The sequence below is a fragment of the Pantoea sp. Pa-EAmG genome, from assembly GCF_030024295.1.
GTDB classification, from domain to species: Bacteria; Pseudomonadota; Gammaproteobacteria; order Enterobacterales; family Enterobacteriaceae; genus Pantoea; species Pantoea dispersa.
In genome coordinates, this window is the sequence record NZ_JASEWO010000318.1 from 1 (window position 1) to 2,330 (window position 2,330).

The following is a 2,330-nucleotide window of genomic DNA, read 5'->3' on the forward strand; positions in this document are numbered from 1 at the left end:
CAGGTCATTTTCGCTTTGGAACGTCTGGCGCGTGATAAGGCCAATCGCTTTCAGTAAGCGATCTTAGACGGGATATTATCGAACCTCCTATATACCGTAGCGGCACGATTTATTGCGTATCTTTGCTCAGCTGAGTCGCTGTCATAAGCGCAATAAATTGCGACGCTACGGGTGTTGTAGAGGTTAGCCGTGCGGTTGATAGCAACAACGCGCCATCGAACCGGTGCAGGAGCGTCAGTTGCAGAGGTTAGCCGTGCGGTTGATATCGACAACGCGCCACCGCTTCCAGCCAGCCGCGATAATTCTCCTGCATGATAGCCGCGCGATCGCTGCGCGGCTCAATCACGCTGCCCCCCTGCAACGCCTGCATATCACTGCCCTGCTGCCACCAGCCTAATGAACGCCCCGCCAGCAGCGCGGCACCCAGGGCGGAGACTTCAGCGGTAGGGGCTCGTTTCAGCGGCCGCTGCAACACGTCTGCCTGTAACTGCATCAGCCAACTGTTTTCGGTTGCCGAGCCATCCACACAGAGCGCGGGTAACTGCACACCACTGGCCTGCTCCATAGCGAAGAACACATCGGCAATCTGGAAGGTGATCGATTCCAGCGCCACGCGCGCCAGCACCTCTGGCGTGGCGGCATCGGTAAGGCCACATACCATGCCGCGCGCCTTCAAATCCCACCAGGGCGCGCCCAGGCCTGACAATGCAGGCACGAAATAGATGCCCTGATTATGCTCGCTGCGCCGCGCCATCGCCGTCAGTTCACGCGGATCGCTGATGCCCAGCATGCGTCCCAGCCAGGCCGCGCCTGAACCGGTATGGGTGATGTTACCTTCAAAGGCAAATCGCAGCGTGCCATCGTGCCACGCCACCGTGGTGCTGAGGCCGTTCTCGGTCAGCAAAGGGGTGGCCATTGACATCATCAGCGATGAACCGGTGCCGTAAGTGGCTTTCACCACCTCTTCGCCCGCACTGCGTTGCGCCTGCAATGCCGCATGAGAATCGCCAATGCGCGACAGAATCGGCGTGCCCGCCTTCAATCCGGCAATGTCCTGTAGCGTGACTACACCCTGGGCGCTGGCGGAGGGCACAATGTGCGGCAGTGCCGCGCGCGGGATATGAAACAGCGCTAGTAGTTCGTCATCCCAGTCACCGCTGTGCAAATTGTAGAGTTGGGTGCGGGCGGCGTTGGCGTGATCGGTGACAAAACTTTCGCCGCCGCTTAATTGCCAGCTGAGCCAGCTATCCACCGTGCCGATGCAGAGTTCACCGGCCTGTGCACGCGCCAGTCCATCCGGAATCGTCGCCAGCATCCCGGTGAGTTTGCCCGCCGGAAACATCGGGTCCACCGCCAAACCGGTTAAGCCGGTGATGCGTGGCGCTTTGCCCGCCATGCGTAAATCGCGACAAAAGGCTTCCGAGCGACGATCCTGCCAGCTCACCAGCGGCGTCAGCGGTTGCCCGTCGCGGCGCTGCCAGATCAGCACCGACTCGCGCTGGTTGCTGATCGCGACGGCGGCCACCTCTGCCCCGCCGCACTGCGCCAGACAGCTTTCAATCGCCTGTTTCACCGCCTGCCAGATCGCCAATGGATCCTGCTCGGCCAATCCCGGCTGGGGATGGGCTAGCGTCAGAGGCTGGCTGCCGCGCGCTACCACGTTGCCTGCGCGGTCCACCGCTATGGCTTTCGCGTTGGTGGTACCTTCATCAATTGCCAGTATTAATGGACCCGCCATGTTTACGCTCCTGCACACATGCGCACTGCACTCTTCACCACGCTGGCGGCGTCAATACCATGATGCGCGCGCGTGGAGGCACGATCGCCAGCAATCGCGTATTGACCATCGGGGATGCCCAGACGTAACAGCGGAATTCCGCAGCCGCCTTCAGCCAGCACTTCGGCCACCAGACTGCCGACGCCGCCGTTAACATTGTGCTCCTCTACGGTGATCACCGCCGGATAATGCTTTAACAGCTCTTGCAGCCGTTGGGTATCGCAGGGACGAATTGATGGAATGGCGATCACACCTGCGCTGATTCCCTGTGCATGCAATTGCTCGGCCGCACTCACCGCCTCATGCACGGTGGAACCCATCGCCACCAGCACGATGTCGTTGCCTTCACGCAACACGTCGATTTGGCCCGGACGGAACTGGTAGTTTTCATCGTGCAGCTGAGGCAGGTCCTTGCCATCCAGACGGATGTAAACCGGCCCCACATGCGCAAGGGCATAATCGATGATCTGGCGGCACTCCAGCGGGCAGGATGGCGCGTAAATCTCGATATTGCCGAAGCCACGCATCACCGCAATATCATCAATGCTGTGGT

Annotated in this window: 2 protein-coding genes; both read right to left on the minus strand. The window is 60.4% G+C overall.

The window, feature by feature from the left end; genetic code table 11:
- Positions 1 to 247: 247 nt before the first annotated feature.
- Complete coding sequence (locus QMM04_RS22200; RefSeq protein WP_282997067.1) at positions 248 to 1,738, minus strand: FGGY-family carbohydrate kinase; 1,491 nt, start codon at positions 1,736 to 1,738, stop codon at positions 248 to 250.
- Positions 1,739 to 1,740: 2 nt separating this feature from the next.
- The coding region (locus QMM04_RS22205; protein WP_282997068.1) for a transketolase C-terminal domain-containing protein at positions 1,741 to 2,330 on the minus strand (590 nt) is incomplete at its 5' end.

Coding starts and splice junctions, on each gene's coding strand:
- QMM04_RS22200 (WP_282997067.1), bottom strand. CDS start 1,738: ATGGCGGGTCCATTAATACTGGCAATTGATGAAGGTACCACCAACGCG.